This is a genomic window from Burkholderia sp. HMSC10F09, from assembly GCF_001806955.1.
In the GTDB taxonomy this organism is placed as follows: Bacteria; Pseudomonadota; Gammaproteobacteria; order Burkholderiales; family Burkholderiaceae; genus Burkholderia; species Burkholderia multivorans.
In genome coordinates, this window is sequence record NZ_KV786707.1 from 1 (window position 1) to 21060 (window position 21060).

Sequence of the window (21060 nt, forward strand, 5' to 3'; positions counted from 1 at the left end):
CACGCCGGCCGCCTGCGCGTCGCGCCATCGCGCGTGGCCGGCCGGAATGCCGGCCAGCAGCTGCCGCACCTCGGCCGCGCCGTAGACGGCCGACGCGCCGCCCGTATGGTCGCTGTCCGCGTGACTCAGCACGAGCGTATCGAGCGTGCGGATGCCGCGCGCACGCAGCGACGGCGCGACGATCCGCTGCCCGGCGTGCGTCGATTCGGCGCCCGGCCCCGCATCGAACAGCAGCGTGCGGCGCGCCGTTTCGACGAGCACCGACGTGCCCTGCCCGACGTCGAGCACGGTCAGCCGGAACGCGCCGATCGGCGGTGCGTCGGGCGCGGGCGCGACGAGCGGCAGCCACGTGAGCGGCGCCGCCCAGCGCAACGGCCAGCCGCGCGGCATCAGCATCCAGACGACGCCGACGCACGCGAGCACGAGCACGGGCGCGTCCGGCATGCGCAGCCACATCACGCCGGCCGGCCACGCGGCAAGCCGTGCCAGCAGCGCCATCATCGGTTCGAGCGACGCATGCGCGAGCCGCAGCATCGCCGCGTCGAGCGGCGCGGGCAGCACGAGGCCGGCAAGCACGGTAGGCGTCACGACGAAACTGACCCACGGAATCGCGAGCGCGTTGCCGAGCGGCCCCGACAGCGAGATCTGCGCGAACCATGCGGCCGTCAGCGGTGCGAGGCCGATCGTCACCGCATACTGCACGCGCGCGGCGTCCGCGAGGCGGTGCAGCGCACGCATGGTCCACCCATGCAGCCGCTGCATGACGCCGGGCGGTTCACCCTCGCTGTCGTGTTCGCGTACCGCGCGCCAGCCGGCCACGGACAGCAGGATCACCGCGACCGCACCGAACGACAGCCAGAAGCCGGCCGACAGCACGGCCCACGGATCGGCGAGCAGCACGCCGCCGAGCGCCGCGCACAGCACCGCGGACGTCGGCACGCTGCGGCCGGCCAGATACGCGACGCCGCCCGCGGCGATCATCCACCACGCGCGTTGCGCGGGCACGTTGAATCCCGCTAGCGCCGCGTAGCCGCCGGCCGCGGCAAGCGCCGCCAGCGCGGCGACGTACGGTGCGGGCACCGCGAGCGTCGCGGCCCGCCCGCGCCGGTGCAACCGACGCCACACCGCCGACGCGAGCGCGCCCGCCAGTGCGCCGACCAGCCCGACGTGCAGCCCCGAGATCGCGACCAGATGACTCGTGCCGGTATCGCGCAGCACGCGCCAGTCGTCGTCGCCGATTGCCGACTGGTCGCCGATCGCGAGCGCGGCGACGATGCCGCGATGTCGCGCGTCGTCACCGAGCGCCGCGGCGATGCGTGCACGCAATATGTCGCGCAGCCGGTCGACGGACGCGCGCCAGCCCGATGCGCGCGCATCGATCAGCACCGCGCGCGACGGCGCGCTCACGTAGCCGACCGCGCGAATGCCGGCCGCGAGCCATGCGGCCTCGGCGTCGCGCACGCCGGGATTCGCCTCGGCGTGCGGGCGCTTCAGGCGCACGACGAACTGCCAGCGCTGCGCGGCGCGAAAGTCGGGCACGGCCGGCGCGCGATCGTTTCGCCACGATAGGCGGATCAACGGCGGGAACCGCGCGAGCCGCGCGTCATTCGACTCGACTGCGAACAGCAATCGCGCGCCCGTTTCGTCGACAATCGGCAGCCCCCGGATCACGCCCGTCACGACGATGTCGCGCCGCTCCCATTCGACCGGCAGCACGTCGCGCAGCCGCCATTCGGCGCGCGCGGCCGCGTAGCCGAACCCCGACACGCACGCCGCGACCGCACACAGTGTCCATCCCGGCACACCCTTCGCGCAGCGCCGCCAGCGCCGACGTGCCAGGTACAGCGCCGCGCAGGCGCCCAGCACCGCCGCGCCGGCCGCCCACATGCGCGGGCCGGGCAATGCCGCCTGCCGCTGCAGCACAACGACGCCGAGCGCAAACGCCATCCACCACCCACGCATCCCGCCTCCTTGCCGAACCGGCGCCGCGCTTGCGCATGCGGCGCCCTGCGGCAACGATTATGCGGACGAAAGCGCGAGGCGCGGCAGCGCGGCGAGCGCGTTAGCCGAAGTGGATAGGGACAGCGCGTGCGCGTCGATGCCGCGCAGTTCGGCGAGCACGTCGCCGATGCGCGGAATCTGGTCGGGCGTGTTGCGCGACTTGTATGCCCATTCGGGCGCGATGTCGGGCGCGTCGGTCTCGACGACGATCGCGTCGAGCGGCAACTGCGTCGCGAGCCGGCGGATCTGCCGCGCGCGCTCGAACGTCACGTTGCCGCCGAAACCGAGATGCAAGCCATGAGCGAGATACGCTTCGGCCTGCTGGAAGCTGCCGTTGAACGCATGCGCGATGCCGCGCCGCACGCCCGCGCGCCGCAGGCCCGCGAGCACGCGATCCTGCGACTTGCGGACATGGCACAGCACCGGCAGGTCGAATTCGCGCGCGAGCCGCAGCTGCCCCTGATAGAAGAATTGCTGCCGGTCCTCGTCGAGGCCCGGCACGAAATAGTCGAGGCCGATTTCGCCGATTGCGACGAAGCGCGGATCGTCGATGCTCGCCTCGATCTCCATGCGCAGCCGGTCGAGATCCTCGTCGCGCGCTTGCGGCGTAAACAGCGGATGAATGCCGAGCGCATAGACGGCGCCCGGCGTGCGGTGCGCGAGCTCGCGCACGGTCGTGAAATTGTCGCGCCCGACGCTCGGAATCACGATGCGCGACACGCCGGCCGTGCGTGCCGCGTGCGCGACCGCGTCGCGGTCGCCGTCGAATTCGGCGGCATCGAGATGACAATGCGTGTCGATCCACATGTCGGCACTCCTGCATCCCGTGCGCCGCGCCGCCGCGCCGAGCCGCACGCGGCAGGCCCGGCACGCGGGCGTTCGTCGTTTACACCGGCAGCGCCGGCTCCTCGTGCAGCACGCCGTCGCGCAGCCGCATCGTGCGGTCGCAGCGCGCGGCAAGCTCCGGATCGTGCGTGACGATCACGAAGCTCGTGTCGAGCGTCTCGGACAGCTCGAGCATCAGGTTGAACACCGTGTCGGCCGTCGTGCCGTCGAGGTTGCCGGTCGGCTCGTCGGCCAGTACGCAGGCGGGCTTCGTCACCAGCGCGCGCGCGATCGCGACGCGCTGCCGCTCGCCGCCCGACAGCTCGCCGGGCCGATGCTTCGCACGCGGGCCGAGCCCCACGCGTTCGAGCATCGCGCGTGCCTGCTCGCGTGCGTCTTCGGTCGTCATCCGGCGGATGCGCAGCGGCATCGCGACGTTGTCGAGCGCGCTGAATTCCGGCAGCAGATGGTGAAACTGATACACGAAGCCGAGCGCGCGATTGCGCAGGTCGTTGCGTTCGCGTTCGGCCAGTTGCGTAAACGGCTTGCCGAGCAGCGAGACCTCGCCCGCGCTCGGCTCGTCGAGGCCGCCCAGCACGTGCAGCAGCGTGCTCTTGCCGGAGCCCGACGCGCCGACCACCGCGAGCTTCTCGCCGCGCCGCACCGCGAGTTCCGTGTTGTTGAGCACCTGCACGTTGAAGCCGCCCTGCACGAACGCTTTCGTGATGCCGCGCGCCTGAAGCACGTATTCCTGCATACCTGCCGAATCCTGTTTGAGGTGTTGTCGTGAATCCGCGAAGGCGGTGGCGCGATCATTCATAGCGCAGCGCCTCCGCCGGCTTCACCTTCGCGCCGCGCCAGCTCGGATAGAGCGTCGCAACCGCCGACAGCGCGAACGCGATCAGGCCGATCTTGATCACGTCGCTCGCGACGAGTTCGGACGGCAGCTCGCTGATGAAATACACGGACGGCGGCAGGAACTGCACGCCGAACAGATGCTCGATCATCGGGATCAGCCACGGAATGCTCCACGCGATCAGGCAGCCGAGCGCGACGCCCGACGCCGTGCCGACGAAGCCGATCGTCACGCCCTGCACGACAAAGATCTTCATGATCGAGCCGGGCTGCGCGCCGAGTGTGCGCAGGATCGCGATGTCGGCCTGCTTGTTGGTGACCGTCATCACGAGCGACGACACGAGGTTGAACGCCGCCACCGCGATGATCAGCGTGAGGATGATGAACATCATCCGCTTCTCGATCTGCACGGCCGAGAACCAGGTCTTGTTCTGCTGCGTCCAGTCGCGGATGTAGAGGCTGCCCGACAGCGTATGCGACAGCTCGAGCGCGACCTGCGGCGCCTTCTGCATGTCCTTGAGCCGCAGCCGTACGCCGGTCGGCGCGGACATCCGGAACAGCGCCTCGGCGTCGCGGATGTCGATCATCGCGAGCGTGCTGTCGTATTCGTAGTGGCCGGACTCGAACACGCCGACGACCGTGAACTGCTTGAGCCGCGGCATCATCCCGGCCGGCGTGATCGAACCTTCGGGCGCGACGAGCGTGATCTTGTCGCCGACGCTCACGCCGAGATTGCCCGCGAGCGCGTCGCCGAGCACGATGCCGAACTGGCCCGGCACCAGCGCGCTCAGTTGCCCGGCCTTCATGTCCTTACCGATGTCCGACACCTGCGGTTCGAGCGACGGCTCGATGCCGCGCAGCATCACGCCGCTCACCGCATCCTGGCGCGTGAGCAGCGCCTGCGCTTCGACGTACGGCGCGGCGCCGATCACCGACGGGTTGCGGCGCGCTTCCTGCGCGGTCAGCTGCCAGTCGGGCATCGAACCCGTCGGCGAGAAGATCTCGACGTGCGCGAGCACCGACAGCATGCGGTCGCGCACTTCCTTCTGGAAGCCGTTCATCACCGACAGCACGACGATCAGCGCAGCGACGCCGAGCGCGATCCCGAGCATCGAGACGAGCGCGATGAAGGAAATGAAGCCGTTGCCGGTCGTGCGTTTGCCGGCGCGCGTGTAGCGCCAGCCGATTTGCCATTCGTACGGAAGTTTCAAGCGAATCCTTTCTGCTGGTTACGGCGGGAGGGCGGCCGGCGCGCGGCACGCTGCGGCGGCAACGCCGCCGGCCGCGGACGCGGGTCGAAAAACGGCCGCCGGACGCGATCGGGCCGTCGGCCGGCCCGATCACGCGCGCAGTTTGCCATACAATGCGCAGCATCATGCACGACCGACGCCTCCATTTTCTCGTTCCGTTCGCGCTGCCGTCGGCGGCCGATGCGGCCTCGCCCCTGCACACGCTGGACAGTCCCGCGCTCGAAAAGTTGCTCGCGCGCGCGAGCGTCGTCGAGCGCGTGGCCGGCGAGGACTTCCAGCGCACGCTGCCGCACGAGCGCTGGCTGGCGCGCCAGTTCGGCGCGACGCACGGCAGCGCCGCCGACGAGGCGCCGCTCGCGCCCTACATGCTGCTCGCCGACGGCGGCGAGCCCGGCACGCAGCCGTGGGCCTGCGTCGAGCCCGTTCACGTCGAAATCGCGCACGACCATCTGGTGCTCGTCGACCCGGCCGCGCTCGCGCTCGACGACGGCGACGCCGCCGCGCTGCTCGCCGTCGCACGGCCGCTGATCGAGGAGCTCGGCGTGCGCGTCGAAGCGCCGACGCCGGCGCGCTGGTATCTGTCGAGCGATCAGCTCGCGCATCTGGCCGGCGCGGCGCCGCTGCGCGCGAGCGGCCGCAACATCGAGATCTGGCTGCCGCACGAGGCGCACACCGGCGAGCGCTCGCGGATGTGGATGAAGCTGCAGAACGAAGTGCAGATGGCGTGGTTCCAGCACCCGGTCAACGAAGCGCGCGAAGCGCGCGGGCTGCCCGCCGTCAATTCGATCTGGTTCCACGCACAGGGCACGCTGAAACCGGTCGGCAAGCCGTTCGCGCGCGTGCTGTCCGCGTCGCCGGCCGCACTCGGCCTCGCGCGTGCAGCCGGCATCGATGGCGGCGCGCCGCCCCGCGCATTCGATGCGCTGCCGGCCGCCGAGGGCGCGACGCTCGTCGAGCTGACGCCCCTCACTACCCCGTTTATCGAACAGGACTGGGCACGCTGGCACGATGCGCTCGCCGCGCTCGAGCGCGACTGGTTCGCGCCGGCGCTCGCCGCCCTGCAGCGCGGCGAACTGGCCGGTATCGACGTCACGCTGTGCGGCGACACGAGTTCGGCCACGCTGCGCGCGACGCGCGGCGCACTGCGCAAGTTCTGGCGCCGCCGCGCGCTCGCCTCCCTGTTCGAATAAGCCCCACCCGATACCGAATGACCCGCATCGTTACCCGTCCCGTCGCGCCCGCCGACGCCGAAGCGCTCGCGCGCCACGGCCTGCATCCGGTGCTCGCGCGCCTGTACGCGTCGCGCGGCGTGCAATCGCCCGCCGACATCGAGACGGCGCTCGCGCGCCTCGTCCCGCCGACCGAACTGAAAGGCTGCGCCGACGCCGCCGCGCTGCTCGCCGACGCGATCGCCGAGAAGCGGCGCCTGCTCGTCGTCGCCGACTACGACTGCGACGGCGCGACCGCCTGCGCGGTGGCAGTGCGCGGGCTGCGCATGTTCGGCGCGCAGATCGACTACCTGGTGCCGAACCGCTTCGAATACGGCTACGGGCTCACGCCCGAAATCGTCGAGCTGGCCGCCGCGCGCAAGCCCGACCTGCTGATCACCGTCGACAACGGCATTGCGAGCGTCGCCGGCGTCGAAGCGGCGAACGCGCGCGGCATCGACGTACTCGTGACCGACCACCATCTGCCCGGCGAAGCACTGCCGCCCGCGCGCGCGATCGTGAATCCGAACCAGCCCGGCTGCGCGTTTCCGAGCAAGCACATCGCGGGTGTCGGCGTGATGTTCTATGTGCTGCTCGCGCTGCGCGCCGAGCTGCGTCGCCGCGGCGCATTCGCGAGCAAGGCCGCCGAGCCGCGCCTCGACGGGCTGCTCGACCTCGTCGCGCTCGGCACCGTCGCCGACGTCGTCCGGCTCGACGGCAACAACCGCGTGCTCGTCGCGCAGGGGCTGCAGCGCATCCGCAACGGCCGCATGCAGCCGGGCATCGCCGCGCTGTTCCGCGCGGCAGGACGCGACGCCCGCACCGCGTCGGGCTTCGATCTCGGCTTCGGCCTCGGCCCGCGGCTGAACGCGGCCGGCCGGCTCTCCGACATGTCGCTCGGCATCGAATGCCTGATCACCGACGACATCGGCCGCGCCTGGGCGCTCGCGCAGCAGCTCGACACGATGAACCGCGAACGGCGCGAGATCGAGGCCGGCATGCAGCAGCAGGCGCTCGCCGATCTCGCGGACGTCGATCCGGCCGATGCGTGCTCGATCACGCTGTTCAATCCCGAATGGCACCAGGGCGTGATCGGCATCGTCGCCGGCCGGCTCAAGGAGAAGTTCCACCGGCCATCGTTCACGTTCGCGCACGCGGACGAGCACGGCACGCGCGTGAAGGGCTCCGGGCGATCGATTCCGGGCTTCCATCTGCGCGATGCGCTCGACCTCGTCTCGAAGCGCGAGCCGGACCTGCTCGTCGCGTTCGGCGGCCATGCGATGGCAGCCGGCGTCACGCTCGACACCGACGACGTGCCGCGCTTCGCCGCCGCGTTCGAGGCCGTCGCTCGCGAATGGCTGTCCGACGACGCGCTCGCGCGCGTGATCGAGACCGACGGCGAACTCGAGGACGCGTACTTCACGCCGCAGTTCGTCGGCCTGCTCGACGAGGCGGTCTGGGGCCAGGGCTTTCCGGCCCCGCTTTTCTCGGGCGAGTTCGACGTCGTGTCGCAAAGCCTCGTGAAGGACAAGCACCTGAAGCTGCAGCTCGCGCGCGGGCGCCAGCGCTTCAACGCGATCTGGTTCAACCGGACCGAGCCGCTGCCGGCGAGCGCGCTGCTCGCGTATCGGCTCGTCGCCGACACGTGGAACGGCGTCACGCGCGTGCAGCTGATCGTCGAGCACGCGGACGCGTGACGGGCACCGCGGCCTGGCGCGATGCCGCGCCGGACGGGCCCGCCGCGGCCGCCCGCATTCGATCGGCGCCACCGGGAGCCTCTGCCGATCGGCTATAATTCCGCTTTTTTACGAAGCACGAAAAGCGAAACGATCATGGAAGCGGAACGTCTCAACGCGATCGAAAGCTCCCTGCTCGACCTGCGCACGCGCGCGGGCGAGCTTCGGGGGTATCTTTGACTACGACGCCAAAGCAGCGCGTCTGACCGAAGTCAACAAGGAACTCGAAGACCCGAACGTCTGGAACGATTCGAAGAACGCCCAGGCGCTCGGCCGCGAAAAGAAGCTGCTCGAAGGCGTCGTCACGACGCTCACCGAACTCGATAACGACCTGCGCGACGCGCTCGACCTGTTCGAGCTTGCACGCGAGGAAGGCGACGAAGACACGCTCATCGCCTCCGAAGAGGACGCCGCGAAGCTCGAAGCGCGCGTCGCCGACATCGAATTCCGCCGGATGTTCTCGAACCCGGCCGACCCGAACAACTGCTTCATCGACATCCAGGCCGGCGCCGGCGGCACCGAAGCCTGCGACTGGGCGTCGATGCTGCTGCGCCAGTACTTGCGCTACTGCGAGCGCAAGGGCTTCAAGGCCGAAGTGCTCGAAGAATCCGACGGCGACGTCGCCGGGATCAAGAACGCGACGATCAAGGTGTCGGGCGAATACGCATACGGCTACCTGCGCACCGAAACCGGCATCCACCGGCTCGTGCGCAAGTCGCCGTTCGACTCGTCGGGCGGCCGTCACACGTCGTTCTCGTCGGTGTTCGTCTATCCGGAAATCGACGACTCGATCGAAGTCGAGATCAACCCGGCCGACCTGCGGATCGACACGTACCGCGCATCGGGCGCGGGCGGCCAGCACATCAACAAGACCGACTCGGCGGTGCGGATCACGCACATGCCGACCGGCATCGTCGTGCAGTGCCAGAACGACCGCTCGCAGCACCGCAACCGCGCGGAAGCGATGGCGATGCTGAAGTCGCGCCTGTACGAAGCCGAGCTGCGCAAGCGCCAGGCCGAGCAGGACAAGCTCGAATCGAGCAAGACCGACGTGGGCTGGGGTCACCAGATCCGCTCGTACGTGCTCGACCAGAGCCGCGTGAAGGATCTGCGTACGAACGTCGAAATGAGCAACACGAAGGCGGTGCTCGACGGCGATCTCGACGACTTCATCAGCGCGAGCCTCAAACAGGGCGTGTAAGCGCCGCGGCGCGGCCGGGCCGCGCCGCCCTTCCCGTTTGCGTTGCCGCACCCATTCCGAATTCCGACCATCATGACCGAACCGACCCAAACGCAGCCCGCCGTCTCGGCGGACGAAAACCAGATCATCGCCGAACGCCGCGACAAGCTCCGCGCCTTGCGCGAGCAAGGCGTCGCCTATCCGAACGACTTCCGCCCGACGCACCGCGCGGCCGAGTTGCAGGCGAAATTCGCCGAGTCGGACAAGGAAGCGCTCGAAGCGAACCCGTTCGAGGTCGCCGTCGCGGGCCGGATGATGCTCAAGCGCGTGATGGGCAAGGCGAGCTTCGCGACCGTGCAGGACGGTTCGGGCCAGATCCAGTTCTTCGTGACGCCGAACGACGTCGGCGCAGAAACCTACGACGCGTTCAAGAAGTGGGACCTCGGCGACATCGTCGCGGCGCGCGGCGTGCTGTTCCGCACCAACAAGGGCGAGCTGTCGGTCAAGTGCACGGAGCTTCGGCTGCTGTCGAAGGCGCTGCGTCCGCTGCCCGACAAATTCCATGGCCTGTCCGACCAGGAAATGCGCTATCGGCAGCGCTACGTCGACCTGATCGTCACGCCGGAGACGCGCGACACGTTCCGTGCGCGCACGAAGACGATCGCATCGATCCGCAAGTTCATGAGCGATGCCGAGTTCATGGAAGTCGAGACGCCGATGCTGCATCCGATTCCGGGCGGCGCCGCGGCGAAGCCGTTCGTCACGCATCACAATGCGCTCGATATGCAGATGTTCCTGCGCATCGCGCCGGAGCTGTACCTGAAGCGGCTGATCGTCGGCGGCTTCGAGCGCGTGTTCGAGATCAACCGCAATTTCCGGAACGAAGGCGTGTCGCCGCGCCACAACCCGGAATTCACGATGATGGAGTTCTACGCCGCGTACACCGACTATCGCTGGCTGATGGACTTCACCGAGCAGCTGATTCGCCAGGCCGCGATCGACGCGCTCGGCACCGCGACGATCCAGTACCAGGGCCGCGAGCTCGACCTCGCGAAGCCGTTCCATCGGCTCACGATCACGCAGGCGATCCAGAAATACGCGCCGCAGTACACCGACGGTCAGCTGTCCGACGACGCGTATCTGCGCAGCGAACTGAAGCGCCTCGGCGTCGACGTCACGCAGCCCGCGTTCCTGAACGCCGGCATCGGCGCGCTGCAGCTCGCGCTGTTCGAAGAAACGGCCGAATCGCAGCTGTGGGAGCCGACGTTCATCATCGACTACCCGGTCGAAGTGTCGCCGCTTGCACGCGCATCGGACACGGTGCCGGGCATCACCGAGCGCTTCGAGCTGTTCATCACCGGCCGCGAGATCGCGAACGGCTTCTCGGAGCTGAACGATCCGGAAGATCAGGCCGCGCGCTTCAAGAAGCAGGTCGAGCAGAAGGATGCGGGCGACGAGGAAGCGATGTACTTCGACGCCGACTATATCCGCGCGCTCGAATACGGGATGCCGCCGACCGGCGGCTGCGGGATCGGCATCGACCGTCTCGTCATGCTGCTGACCGACAGCCCGACGATCCGCGACGTGCTGCTGTTCCCGCACCTGCGCCGCGAAGACTGACCGTTGACGCGGTTGCGTGCGCCGCCGCTGCGGCGCACGCGCGTCAGCTTTGTAACGGCGCGTAAATCCTGCTGGCCGAGACGCGCCGGCCCTCGATCCTCCCCCGTTTTATTCGCTTCACCGGCGTCGCGCGCGCCCGGCCGCCCTCTCCTTCGCCGCCCCGGCATACGGGCGCGATCGCTGCAATTCGTTACACCTTGATACGGCACGCCGTTTGCGCGTGGACGACACTCCCGATGCGTCACCACGCATTGCAACGGGGCCGGCACGGCGGCATGCACGCCGCGTCCGATCGATCCCGACGCGTGGGATCCGCTTCAGCGCTGCTGCGCAACGCGGATCGACCCTCGGAGAGCCAAAATGGACAATCAGAATCAGACCACACCGCAAAAGCAACGCCTTCATCCGCTGATCGCCACGGCCGCGGGTGCCGTGATCGTCGCGAGTCTCGCGGCAACGGCCGCGATCACGGGCGTATTCCCGAAAGCGAACAGTACCGGCGAGCAGAACGGGCAGACCCAGGCCGCGCTGATCGCCTCGCAGCCGGCCGTCGATACGGCGGCGGCCGCAAGCGCCGCGCTCGCCGCGCAGGCGCAGCAGCAGGCGGCCGAACAGGCCGCGCAGCACAAGGCCGCGGCCGCTCAGCCCGAGCCGAAGCCGGCGCCGCGCCCGGTTCACCGTCGCCATACGCCGGCGCCGCAGCCGCCGCAGTATGCACAGCAGCCGTCCGCGCCCGCGCAGGCCGCGTACTGCCAGTCGTGCGGCACGGTCGTCGCGATCACGCAGACGCGTACGGCCGGCCAGAGCTCGGGTATCGGCGCGATCGGCGGCGCGGCCGCGGGCGGCCTGCTCGGCAACCAGTTCGGGCACGGCAACGGCCGCACCGCGATGACGATCATCGGCGCGCTGGGCGGCGGTCTCGCCGGCAACCAGGTCGAGAAGCAGGTTCGCGCGGAAACCGACTATCAGGTGCAAGTGCAGATGGAGAACGGCGCGACGCGCACGTTCACGTACCGCAACCCGCCGCCGTTCGGCCAGGGTCAGCGCGTACGCGTCGAGAACGGCACGCTGGTCGGTGCATGATCGTCGCGGCCGCCCGCACGGCGGGCGGCTACGCGCTGAGACAATAAAAAACGGCTCGTGACGCAAGTCACGAGCCGTTTCTTTTGCGCGAAGCGCGGGGACGTCAGTCTTCGTCGTCGAAGTCCGATTCGTCGATCCAGTGCGCCTGGATCGCTTCGAGGATTTTCTCGCCGGAGCGGTTCGGATCGTCGTCGAACCCGTCGAGCGCGATCACCCACGCGCGCAGATCGACGAAATTGATCCGCTGCGGATCGACATCCGGATGCTTGTCTGCAAGCGCGATCGCGATTTCGCGCGAATCGGTCCATTTCATGGCCTGCTCTCCCGTATCGATGGCGGGCCGGCCCGGCAGACAGGCCGCCTGTCGCCCCGCCCGTCCGTCAGTGATTTTCCTTCGCGTGATTGATCGAGTACTTCGGAATCTCGACCACCAGATCCGAATCCTCCTTGACGATCGCCTGACACGACAGGCGCGACGTCGGTTCGAGCCCCCACGCCTTGTCGAGCAGATCGTCCTCGTCCTCCTCGGACGGATCGAGTTCGTTGAAGCCTTCGCGGATCACCACGTGGCAGGTCGTACACGCGCACGACTTCTCGCACGCGTGCTCGATCTCGATGCCGTTGTCGAGCAGGTTGTCGCAAATACTCTTGCCGGGCGTCGCGTCGATCACCGCGCCGTCCGGGCACAGTTCGACGTGAGGCAGCACCACCAGTTGAGGCATGTCCGTTCCGTCAGTCAGAGTGCGGCGACGCGCGCCGCACGGTTCAATATCGCGCGGGCCGTCGGGCCCGCGCGCGAGTCGTCGTTCGTTCAGATCTCGTCGAGCCGCCGGCCCGACAGCGCGCGCTTGATGCTCTTGTCCATCCGGCGCGCCGCGAATTCGTCGGTGCCGTCGGCGAGCGCCTTGGTCGCCGCTTCGATCGCGTCCGCGTCGTCGCCCTGCGCGATCGTGCGCAGCGCCGCGACGCGCGCATCGATTTCCGCGCGCTCTGCCGCCTCGAGCAGTTCGCCGTCGGCCGCGAGCGCGGCCTGCGTCGCCTCGATCATTCGCTCGGCCTCGACCTGCGCCTCGCGCAGCGCACGTGCGCGCATGTCGACTTCGGCCGTCTTGAAGCTGTCCTCGAGCATCTTCGCAATGTCGTCGTCGGCGAGGCCGTACGACGGCTTCACGACGACCGACGCCTCGACGCCCGAATGCTGTTCGCGCGCGAACACCGAGAGCAGCCCGTCCGCATCGACCTGATACGTGACGCGAATGCGCGCGGCGCCGGCCGTCATCGGCGGAATGCCGCGCAGCTCGAAGCGCGCAAGCGACCGGCAGTCGGCGACGAGCTCGCGCTCGCCCTGCACGACGTGAATCGCCATTGCGGTCTGGCCGTCCTTGAACGTCGTGAATTCCTGCGCGCGTGCGATCGGAATCGTCGAATTGCGCGGAATGATCTTCTCGACGAGTCCGCCCATCGTCTCGACGCCGAGCGACAGCGGAATCACGTCGAGCAGCAGCCAGTCGTCGCCGCTGCCGCGATTGCCGGCGAGCAGATCGGCCTGGATCGCCGCGCCGAGCGCGACGACCTGGTCCGGATCGAGGTTGACGAGCGGCGGCTGGCCGAAATACTTCGCGACCGCCTCGCGGATCACCGGCATGCGCGTCGCGCCGCCGACGAGCACCACGCCCTTGATGTCGGCCGGCGTCACCTGCGCATCGCGCAGCGCCTTGCGCGTCGGCGTCAGCGTGCGCTGCACGAGCGGCTCGACAAGCGTCGCGAACGTGTCGTGCGAGATCGTCTGCGCGAGATGCGTGCCGTTCGACAACGTGACGTCGAGCGCCGCCTCGGGTGCCGACGACAGCGCCTCCTTCAGCACGCGCACGCGATCGAGCAGCAGGCGCACGTCTTCGGGCGCGAGCGTCTTCGCGTCGAGACCGGCCTGCGCGAGCACGTGATCGAACAGCGCGTGATCGAAATCGTCGCCGCCGAGCGCGGAATCGCCGCCCGCCGCCAGCACTTCGAACACGCCCTTCGTGAGCTTCAGGATCGACAGGTCGAACGTGCCGCCGCCGAGGTCGTAGACCGCGTAGAGCCCTTCGGCCGCATTGTCGAGACCGTACGCGATCGCCGCCGCGGTCGGCTCGTTCAGCAGACGCAGCACGTTCAGGCCGGCGAGCCGCGCGGCATCCTTCGTGGCCTGACGCTGCGCGTCGTCGAAGTAGGCCGGCACCGTGATCACGGCGCCGACGAGCTCGTCGCCGAGCGTGTCTTCGGCACGTTGCCGCAGCGTCGCGAGAATCTCGGCCGACACCTCGACCGGGCTTTTCACGCCGTCGACCGTGCGGATCTGCACCATGCCCGGCGCATCGACGAATTCGTACGGCGCGTTCGCCGCCCCTTCGACTTCGGCCTTGCCGCGCCCCATGAAGCGCTTGACCGACACGATCGTGTTGCGCGGATCGGTGGCGGCCTGCGCCTTGGCGTCGTGGCCGATACGGCGGCCGCCGTTCTCGAGATAACGGACCACGGACGGCAACAGCACGCGGCCCGCGTCGTCCGGCAGCACTTCGGGCACGCTGTTGCGCACGGCCGCGACGAGCGAGTTCGTCGTGCCGAGATCGATCCCGACGGCGAGCCGCCGCTGGTGCGGCGCCGGCGCCATGCCCGGTTCGGAAATTTGCAGTAAAGCCATCTTGGTTCGTTCGGGCGCTCGGCCCGTTTGCTGCGCGTGCCGCGAGGCACGCGGTTAAGTTTCGAGGCGCTCGATCTGCGCGCCCACTTCAGACGCGACGCGCTCGATGAACATCAGCTGGCGCACGGCCTCGGCGGCTGCCTGATCGGCGCCGCTGTCGAGCAGCGTGCCGAGCCGCTCGAGACGCGCGCGCTTCTCGTCGCGCAGTTCCGCAAGCAGGGCGTCGAGCGCATCGACGTTGCGGGCTGCCGCGGCGTCCTCGATGCTTTCGCGCCATTCCATCTGCTGCATCAGGAACGCGGGCTCCATCGCGGTGTTGTTCTCCGCGCCGATGTCGACGCCGCGCAGCGACAGCAGATAGGTCGCGCGCTTTAACGGATCGCGCAGCGTCCGGTACGCTTCGTTCGCGCGCGTCGCCCACTGCATCGCGATGCGCTTCTGCGCGTCGCCGGCCGCGGCGAAGCGGTCCGGATGCACCTGCGTCTGCACGGCCCGATAGGCGGCGTCGAGCGCCGCTTCGTCGAGCGCGAACTGCGCCGGCAGATGAAACAGATCGAAATGGCTGTCTTTCAGCGAGACCATCGTCGCGTTCAATTCCGGTTCGTCGTGCGGCGAACGCCGCCCATTAAAAAGGCGGCCCGTGCCGCCTCTTGCCCGCGTCGCGCGGAGATCCGCGTCAGACGCGGAAGGATTCGCCGCAGCCGCACTCGTCCTTCACGTTCGGGTTGTTGAACTTGAATCCTTCGTTCAGGCCTTCGCGCGCGAAGTCGAGCTCGGTGCCGTCGATATACGCGAGGCTTTTCGGGTCGACGACGACCTTCACGCCATGGCTCTCGAACACCTGATCCTCGGGGGCAAGCTCGTCGACATACTCGAGCTTGTACGCGAGCCCCGAGCACCCGGTCGTGCGAACGCCGAGCCGCAGGCCCAGGCCCTTGCCGCGACGGACCAGGTATTTCTGGACGTGCTGTGCTGCTTTTTCGGTCAGTGTAATTGCCATGATGTCCTTGCCGCGGCGCGCCGTCGGCACGCCGCGATTCCCTTCACAAGCCGCTCGATGCGTCAGGCCGCTGCCTGATCGTCCTGCTTCGTGTCGTGGCGCTTCTTGTAGTCGGCCACGGCTGCCTTGATCGCGTCTTCCGCGAGGATCGAGCAGTGGATCTTCACCGGCGGCAGCGCGAGTTCTTCGGCGATCTGCGTGTTCTTGATCGCGAGCGCTTCGTCGAGCGTCTTGCCCTTCACCCATTCGGTGACGAGCGAGCTCGATGCGATCGCGGAACCGCAGCCGTAGGTCTTGAACTTCGCGTCTTCGATCACGCCGTCCGCGCCGACGCGAATCTGCAGCTTCATCACGTCGCCGCAGGCCGGCGCGCCGACCATGCCCGTGCCGACCGCATCGTCGTCCTTCGCGAACGAACCGACGTTGCGCGGGTTTTCGTAGTGATCCAGAACCTTGTTGCTGTAAGACATGACTCAGACTCCTTGACTCGTTACGTCTGCGTGCGCGAATCCGCCCGCGGGTATGTTCGATATGCGGTGCTCAGTGTGCGGCCCATTCGATCGTCGACAGATCGATGCCTTCCTGGTGCATTTCCCAGAGCGGCGACAGCTCGCGCAGCTTCGCGATCTTGCTGTTCAGCAGTTCGATCACGTAGTCGACTTCCTGCTCCGTCGTGAAGCGGCCGACCGTGAAGCGGATCGAGCTGTGCGCGAGCTCGTCGTTGCGGCCGAGCGCACGCAGCACGTACGACGGCTCCAGCGACGCCGACGTGCAGGCGGAACCCGACGACACCGCGACGTCCTTGATCGCCATGATCAGCGACTCGCCTTCGACGAAGTTGAAACTGATGTTGAGGTTGTGCGGGATACGGTGCTCCATGTCGCCGTTCACGTACGTTTCCTCGATCTGCGACAGGCCGCGCAGCAGCTTGTCGCGCAGCATGCGGATGCGCTCGTTCTCGGTCGCCATTTCTTCGCGCGCGATGCGGAACGCTTCGCCCATGCCGACGATCTGGTGCGTCGGCAGCGTGCCCGAACGCATGCCGCGCTCGTGGCCGCCACCGTGCATCTGCGCTTCGATGCGCACGCGCGGCTTGCGACGCACGTACAGCGCGCCGATGCCCTTCGGGCCGTACGTCTTGTGCGCCGAAAACGACATCAGATCGACCTTCAGCTTCGCGAGATCGATTTCGACCTTGCCGGTCGCCTGGGCGGCATCGACGTGGAACACGATGCCCTTCTCGCGGCAGATCTCGCCGATCGTCTCGATGTCCTGGATCACGCCGATCTCGTTGTTCACGTGCATCACGGACACGAGGATCGTGTCGGGGCGCAGCGCGGCCTTGAACACGTCGAGGTCGAGCAGTCCGTTTTCCTTCACGTCGAGATACGTGACTTCGAAGCCGTCACGCTCGAGCTCGCGGCACGTGTCGAGCACGGCCTTGTGCTCGGTCTTCACCGTGATGATGTGCTTGCCCTTGCCCTTGTAGAAGTTCGCGGCGCCCTTGATCGCAAGGTTGTCCGATTCCGTGGCGCCGGACGTCCAGATGATCTCGCGCGGATCCGCGTTCACGAGCGCGGCCACCTGCTCGCGCGCCTCCTCGACCGCGCGCTCGGCATCCCAGCCGTACGCATGGCTGCGCGACGCCGGGTTGCCGAACTGTTCGCGCAGGTACGGCACCATCTTGTCGACCACGCGCGGATCGACGGGCGTCGTGGCGCTGTAATCCATGTAGATGGGCAGGTGGAGGGTCTGTTGAGTCATCTGTCGCTCCGGGATTCTGTGCAGGGACGATATGCGTTATAGGGTGTGGCGCGGTTCGCGCTCACGAACTCGCGATGTTGAACACCGAATTGGGACCGAGCGGCATCGTGCGCACCGGCTCGGCCGGCGCGGCGACGGGCTCCGGCGCGCGCCGGTCGCGCAGCACCGCGGGCGCGCCTTCGCGTGCGCGCTGCTGATCGACGAGATCCTGCAGCGACACGGAATCGAGGTATTCGACCATTTTCTGGTTCAGCGTCGACCACAGCTCATGCGTCATGCAGTGGCCGTCCGGCTGCTTCGAGCCGTCGCACGTGCCCTTGCCGCCGCATTGCGTCGCGTCGAGCGGTTCGTCGACCGCGATGATGATGTCGGCAACGGTCACGTCCTGCGCGCGGCGCGCGAGGTTGTAGCCGCCGCCCGGGCCGCGCACGGATTCGACGATTTCATGCCTGCGCAGCTTGCCGAACAGCTGTTCGAGATACGAGAGCGAAATCCGCTGGCGCTGGCTGATGCCTGCAAGCGTCACCGGGCCCTGCTCCTGGCGCAGTGCCAAGTCGATCATCGCCGTGACGGCGAAACGGCCTTTGGTGGTGAGTCTCATGGTGTCTAGGGGACTGCAATCTTGACGATTTTGGTCAAGTATAAATATTTGACGATTTTAGTCAAGTATCCATGTCTTCGGCAGGGTATTCGCAGATCGCTGAATACCGCGCCGCGATCAGCGGGCGATGCGCGCGCGCAGCGTGTCGAGCAGGCCCTCGCACGCGCGCTCGACCTGGTCGAGCACCTGTTCGAAGCCCTGCGCGCCGCCGAAATACGGATCGGCCACCTCGGTTTCGGTCGCGTCGGGCGCGAATTCCATCAGCAAGCGCACCTTGTCGCGATGCGCGGACGGGCAGCGCCGCCGCAATTCCGCGAGATTGGCTTCGTCCATCGCGAGCAGCAGGTCGAAGCGCTCGAAATCGTCGGCGCTCACCTGCCGTGCACGCAGCGTCGACAGATCGTAGCCGCGCGTGCGCGCCGCGGCTTGCGCGCGCGTGTCGGGCGGCTCGCCGACGTGCCAGTCGCCGGTGCCGGCCGAATCGATCTCGATATGGTCGGCCAGCCCTGCCGCGTCGACCCGATGCCGCATGACGCCCTCCGCGGTGGGCGAGCGGCAGATGTTGCCGAGACAGACGAAACAGATCGCAACGCGGGTCATCGCACTATCGGAAAGCCGCGGCGGACCGCGTGGAGGAAGAACGCGCCATTATACAAAGGCGCCCGAGATCGCGCCGTCGCGCCATGCGACGGCGACCTGTACTACAGCGTCTTCGGGGCGGCGAGCACGACGTCGCCGGAGGCGGCCGGCAACGGCTGCGACGCGTCGCCGACGAGACCGAACGACACGGCGCGCGCCAGTTCGGCGGAAGCCTGATGAACCGCGACCGGACCGCGCGACGGCGCGTTGTCCATCGCGTGCAGATAAGCGGCCGCTGCAAGCGGTACGACGATTGCAAGCGGCCAGTACGTCGCTATTGTCTTTCTCATGATGCGGACCTCGTTGACCTGATGCCCCGGAAACCCGATTCCGGGGACTACAGGACGTATTCTATAGACCGCATCTATCAGGATAAATACGCAAATAGTGAATGCAGTGTTGCGTCGCGATGAACAGTATCAGCCGAGATGGCTTTGCGACGCCGCGTACAGCTCGCGGAACGTGCGCCCCGTCGGCGTCGGCATGTCGCGCGTGTCCATCCAGCCGCCCATCATCGGCAGCCGTCGCAGCATCCCGCCGTCGCCGCCGAGCCGCTCGAGAATCCGCACCGCCAGCTTCGTCGTCAGCGCGTACAGCATCGGACGGCGCGCGAGGAAGCCCCACGCGGCAAGCGCCGCGCGTTCGCGCCACGGCCGCAGGTGACGCTCCACCTGCTTTTCGCGCAACGTGCGCAGCAGGTGCGACAGCGGAATCCCGACCGGGCACACGCTGTCGCATTCGCCGCAGAGCGTCGCCGCCTGCGGCAGGTCGAGCGCGCGGTCGAGCCCCACGTAGCTCGGCGTCAGCACCGATCCCATCGGGCCGGGATACACCCATCCGTAGGTGTGGCCGCCGACCTTCTGATACACGGGACAATGGTTCATGCACGCGCCGCAGCGGATGCAGCGCAGCATTTCCTGGAATTCGCCGCCGATGAGGCCGGTGCGTCCGCCGTCGACCAGCACGACGTAGTTGTGCTCGGGGCCGTCCTCGTCGCCGGGCCCGCGCGGGCCCGTCAGCAGCGAGAAATAGTTCGACGTCTTCTGGCCGGTCGCGGAGCGCGGCAGCAAGCGCATCGCGGTCGCGAGATCCTCGAGCGTCGGCAGCACCTTCTCGATGCCCGTCACCGCGACATGCACGCGCGGCATCACCGTGCACATCCCCTCGTTGCCCTCGTTCGTGACGAGCGCGACCGAGCCGGTTTCCGCGATCACGAAGTTGCCGCCTGTCACGCCCATGTCGGCCGACAGGAAGTGCGGGCGCAGCATCTCGCGCGCCTCGCGCGTCATGTCCGGGATCTCGGTCAGCCGCTCGCGCCGGTGCGTGCGCGCGAACAGATCGGCGATTTCGTCCTTGTCCTTGTGGACGACCGGCGCAATGATGTGGCTCGGCGGCTCGTTGTCGTTGATCTGCAGAATGTATTCGCCGAGGTCCGTCTCGATCGACTGCACGCCCATCTCGGCGAGTACCGCGTTCACGTGCATTTCCTCGGACACCATCGACTTCGTCTTGATGACCTTCTTCACGTCGTGACGGCGCGCGATGTCGGCGACGAGCCGCGCCGCGTCGGCCGTCGTTTCCGCGAACAGCACGGTCGTGCCGCGGCGCGTCGCCTCGCGCTCGAAGGCCTCGAGCCACACGTCGAGATTGTCGAGCGCGCGGTTGCGGCGCGCCTTCAGCGCCGCGCGCGTCGCCGGAAAGTCGATCGCCGTCATCGCGTCCGCGCGCGCGGACACGAACTTCGTCGACAGTTTCTTCAGGTTCTGCTGCAGACGCTGATCCGCCAGCTTCTGGCCGGCGCGCGCCTTGAAGTGCATCGATTGGACTTGCATCGCGGTATCGGGGGAAAGTGAGCGGAACCGGGCGTCAGACGTCGCCCGCCAGCACCTGCGCGACGTGCAGCACGCGCGTATCGCGGTCGCCGGTACGGCGCAACCGCCCTTCGATGTTCAGCATGCAGCCGAGATCGCCGAGCACGACCGTGCCGGCGCCCGACGCGCGTACGTTCGCGCACTTCTCGTCCGCGATCGCCGCCGAAATGTCGCCGTACTTGACCGCGAACGTGCCGCCGAAGCCGCAGCAATGCTCGCAGTCCTTCATCTCGGTGACCGCGACGCCGCGCTGCGCAAGCAACGCGCGCGGCTGCGCCTTCACGCCGAGTTCGCGCAACCCGGAACACGAGTCGTGATAGGTCACGGGCCCCGCGAACTCGCCGGGCGCCAGCGCGACCTTCGCGACGTTGACGAGGAAATCGGTCAGCTCGTAGACCTTCGGCTGCAGCCGCGCATAGCGGGCCATCAGCTCCGGATCGTCGCGGAACAGGTCGCCGTAGTGCGCGCGAATCATCCCGCCGCACGACCCGGACGGCGCGACGACATAGTCGAACTGCTCGAACTCGCGCAGCATCTTTTCGGCGAGGTCGCGCGCGAGCGCGCGCTCGCCCGAGTTGTAGGCAGGCTGGCCGCAGCACGTCTGCGCGGGCGGCACGAATACCTCGTAGCCCGCGTCGCGAATCAGCTTGAGCGCCGAGAAACCAATTTCGGGACGCATCAGATCGACCAGACAGGTCACGAACAAACCGACTCGCATACGCGCTCCTCCGGGAAAACGGCCCTCAT

At 68.1% G+C, this 21060-nt stretch carries 21 protein-coding genes; 5 read left to right on the plus strand and 16 right to left on the minus strand.

Annotation, left to right across the window (positions count from 1 at the left end; translation table 11 throughout):
• The 4 genes from HMPREF3115_RS13970 to HMPREF3115_RS13985 all read right to left on the minus strand — a co-directional run.
• Positions 1 to 1962 (minus strand): DNA internalization-related competence protein ComEC/Rec2 (locus HMPREF3115_RS13970; RefSeq protein WP_070554821.1); only part of this gene is annotated, 1962 nt, incomplete at its 3' end.
• A gap of 57 nt (positions 1963 to 2019) precedes the next feature.
• Positions 2020 to 2808, minus strand: coding sequence for a TatD family hydrolase (locus HMPREF3115_RS13975; protein ID WP_006408183.1), 789 nt, complete (start codon positions 2806 to 2808; stop codon positions 2020 to 2022).
• 79 nt (positions 2809 to 2887) lie between these two features.
• Positions 2888 to 3646, minus strand: coding sequence for a lipoprotein-releasing ABC transporter ATP-binding protein LolD (lolD, locus tag HMPREF3115_RS13980; protein WP_081000562.1), 759 nt, complete (start codon positions 3644 to 3646; stop codon positions 2888 to 2890).
• Positions 3639 to 4892 (minus strand): lipoprotein-releasing ABC transporter permease subunit, encoded by a 1254-nt coding sequence (locus HMPREF3115_RS13985; RefSeq protein WP_006408181.1) that lies wholly within the window; start codon positions 4890 to 4892, stop codon positions 3639 to 3641. Before HMPREF3115_RS13985 ends, lolD begins: the two co-directional genes overlap by 8 nt.
• 164 nt (positions 4893 to 5056) lie before the next feature.
• Between HMPREF3115_RS13985 and HMPREF3115_RS13990 the strand changes: the two genes are divergently transcribed.
• From HMPREF3115_RS13990 to HMPREF3115_RS14015, 5 genes are all read left to right on the plus strand, one after another.
• Entirely contained in the window at positions 5057 to 6121 is a 1065-nt protein-coding gene (locus HMPREF3115_RS13990; protein WP_125902537.1) for a regulator, read from the plus strand.
• Between the two features lie 17 nt (positions 6122 to 6138).
• The gene (recJ, locus tag HMPREF3115_RS13995; protein WP_070554813.1) at positions 6139 to 7836 is read left to right on the plus strand and encodes a single-stranded-DNA-specific exonuclease RecJ; all 1698 of its coding nucleotides are present in this window, start codon (positions 6139 to 6141) and stop codon (positions 7834 to 7836) included.
• A 135-nt stretch (positions 7837 to 7971) separates the two neighbouring features.
• A protein-coding gene (gene prfB, locus HMPREF3115_RS30895; protein WP_100085614.1) for a peptide chain release factor 2 occupies positions 7972 to 9076 on the plus strand; the annotation gives its coding sequence in 2 pieces (ribosomal slippage) (positions 7972 to 8052 and positions 8054 to 9076; 1104 coding nt in all).
• A gap of 72 nt (positions 9077 to 9148) precedes the next feature.
• Entirely contained in the window at positions 9149 to 10675 is a 1527-nt protein-coding gene (gene lysS, locus HMPREF3115_RS14010) for a lysine--tRNA ligase (protein ID WP_070554815.1), read from the plus strand.
• A 360-nt stretch (positions 10676 to 11035) separates the two neighbouring features.
• Entirely contained in the window at positions 11036 to 11758 is a 723-nt protein-coding gene (locus tag HMPREF3115_RS14015) for a glycine zipper 2TM domain-containing protein (RefSeq protein ID WP_006412884.1), read from the plus strand.
• Positions 11759 to 11861: 103 nt separating this feature from the next.
• Here HMPREF3115_RS14015 and iscX read toward each other — a convergent pair whose 3' ends face one another.
• The 12 genes from iscX to HMPREF3115_RS14075 all read right to left on the minus strand — a co-directional run bounded on the left by iscX (position 11862) and on the right by HMPREF3115_RS14075 (position 21031).
• The gene (gene iscX / locus HMPREF3115_RS14020; protein ID WP_006408177.1) at positions 11862 to 12071 is read right to left on the minus strand and encodes a Fe-S cluster assembly protein IscX; all 210 of its coding nucleotides are present in this window, start codon (positions 12069 to 12071) and stop codon (positions 11862 to 11864) included.
• A gap of 67 nt (positions 12072 to 12138) precedes the next feature.
• Positions 12139 to 12480 carry an ISC system 2Fe-2S type ferredoxin gene (fdx, locus tag HMPREF3115_RS14025; RefSeq protein WP_006401949.1) on the minus strand — a complete coding sequence of 114 codons (342 nt, stop codon included), beginning with the start codon at positions 12478 to 12480 and terminating at the stop codon, positions 12139 to 12141.
• 89 nt (positions 12481 to 12569) lie between these two features.
• A complete protein-coding gene (gene hscA / locus HMPREF3115_RS14030) occupies positions 12570 to 14438 on the minus strand; it encodes a Fe-S protein assembly chaperone HscA (protein WP_070554817.1) in 1869 nt (622 codons plus the stop codon).
• A 54-nt stretch (positions 14439 to 14492) separates the two neighbouring features.
• Positions 14493 to 15020: a Fe-S protein assembly co-chaperone HscB gene (hscB, locus tag HMPREF3115_RS14035; protein WP_012213077.1), complete on the minus strand. Its 528-nt coding sequence runs from the start codon at positions 15018 to 15020 to the stop codon at positions 14493 to 14495.
• A 94-nt stretch (positions 15021 to 15114) separates the two neighbouring features.
• Positions 15115 to 15438, minus strand: a complete 324-nt coding sequence (iscA, locus tag HMPREF3115_RS14040) for an iron-sulfur cluster assembly protein IscA (RefSeq protein ID WP_012213076.1) — start codon at positions 15436 to 15438, stop codon at positions 15115 to 15117.
• Positions 15439 to 15500: 62 nt separating this feature from the next.
• Positions 15501 to 15908: a Fe-S cluster assembly scaffold IscU gene (iscU, locus tag HMPREF3115_RS14045; protein ID WP_006401953.1), complete on the minus strand. Its 408-nt coding sequence runs from the start codon at positions 15906 to 15908 to the stop codon at positions 15501 to 15503.
• 70 nt (positions 15909 to 15978) lie between these two features.
• Positions 15979 to 17202 carry an IscS subfamily cysteine desulfurase gene (locus HMPREF3115_RS14050; protein WP_006401954.1) on the minus strand — a complete coding sequence of 408 codons (1224 nt, stop codon included), beginning with the start codon at positions 17200 to 17202 and terminating at the stop codon, positions 15979 to 15981.
• A 61-nt stretch (positions 17203 to 17263) separates the two neighbouring features.
• The gene (gene iscR / locus HMPREF3115_RS14055) at positions 17264 to 17803 is read right to left on the minus strand and encodes a Fe-S cluster assembly transcriptional regulator IscR (protein WP_006401955.1); all 540 of its coding nucleotides are present in this window, start codon (positions 17801 to 17803) and stop codon (positions 17264 to 17266) included.
• A gap of 117 nt (positions 17804 to 17920) precedes the next feature.
• Positions 17921 to 18403 (minus strand): low molecular weight protein-tyrosine-phosphatase, encoded by a 483-nt coding sequence (locus tag HMPREF3115_RS14060; protein WP_070554819.1) that lies wholly within the window; start codon positions 18401 to 18403, stop codon positions 17921 to 17923.
• A gap of 101 nt (positions 18404 to 18504) precedes the next feature.
• The gene (locus HMPREF3115_RS14065) at positions 18505 to 18732 is read right to left on the minus strand and encodes a hypothetical protein (RefSeq protein WP_006408174.1); all 228 of its coding nucleotides are present in this window, start codon (positions 18730 to 18732) and stop codon (positions 18505 to 18507) included.
• A 129-nt stretch (positions 18733 to 18861) separates the two neighbouring features.
• On the minus strand, positions 18862 to 20274 hold the full coding sequence (locus HMPREF3115_RS14070) for a lactate utilization protein B (protein WP_006408173.1): 1413 nt from the start codon (positions 20272 to 20274) through the stop codon (positions 18862 to 18864).
• Between the two features lie 34 nt (positions 20275 to 20308).
• Positions 20309 to 21031, minus strand: coding sequence for a (Fe-S)-binding protein (locus HMPREF3115_RS14075; RefSeq protein ID WP_006409547.1), 723 nt, complete (start codon positions 21029 to 21031; stop codon positions 20309 to 20311).
• Between the last annotated feature and the right edge of the window lie 29 nt (positions 21032 to 21060).